The sequence below is a fragment of the Paraburkholderia sp. AV2 genome (genome assembly GCF_054968425.1).
This window is the reverse complement of sequence record NZ_JBANLK010000101.1, coordinates 1-821: the sequence shown is the minus strand read 5'-3', so window position 1 is coordinate 821 and position 821 is coordinate 1. Positions and strand designations below refer to the sequence as shown.

Sequence of the window (821 nt, the reverse complement as noted above, 5' to 3'; positions counted from 1 at the left end):
ACTACAACATGCCCACCCCCCGGGCGGGGGGGGTTTGCCACGACCGGGCCGCGGTTTGGGGCCAAAATCGGGTTCCGGGGGCTGGCCGGGTGGGGGGGGGGGCGGCCCCCCACGGCCGCCCGCGCGAGGCCCAGCGTGTAGTTGAGGGGATGCAGGTGGCCGCTATCGGGATCGTAGAGACCGCCGGGATAGCGCGAGGACTGCACGTACTGGCCCGCGCCGTTCGCGTCGACATAGCGGAACCGGTCGTAGCCGAAGCGCGTCGCGGCTTCGTCGCGCCAGCGCTTGAGTGCGTCGACGTCGCGTGCCTTGTTCGCGGCCGTGAAGTAGCCGGGTGTCAGCGCGCAGTCGATCTGGTGCTTCGCGACGCGCGACTTCACGATGTCGAGCGTTTCCAGGCCCATGTCCCAGACCTGCTTGACCTCACCATCGGACATGAAGAGCTTGAACGTGTCGATGTCGCACGCGAAGCCGCCAATCAGCTGTCCGCCGTTGCGTCCGCTCGCGGCCCATCCGACCTTCGACGCCTCGACGATGGCGACCTTATGGCCACGTTCGGCGAGATTGAGCGCCGCCGAAATACCGGTGAGGCCGGCGCCGATCACGCAGACATCGGCGTCGATCGTGCCTTCCAGGACCGGATGGCGGGTGGTGTCGTTGGCGGTGGCGGCGTAGTAAGACGGGGCGTGAGGCTGATTGGCGAATTTGAGCATAAAGTTGTGCTTGCAAATAAAAAGCGGACGGCGCCGCAGAGGCCGCCATCCGCCGCGCTCTCGTCAGAACGAGTAGATGAACTGCGCGCCGAGCAGGTCGTTGTTCCT

Annotated in this window: 1 protein-coding gene; it reads right to left on the bottom strand. The window is 66.5% G+C overall.

What is annotated here, in order from left to right; all coding sequences use genetic code 11:
* Positions 1 to 713: NAD(P)/FAD-dependent oxidoreductase (locus V8683_RS31155; protein WP_462880743.1), on the bottom strand; the 713-nt coding region annotated here is incomplete at its 3' end.
* Positions 714 to 821: the final 108 nt, after the last annotated feature.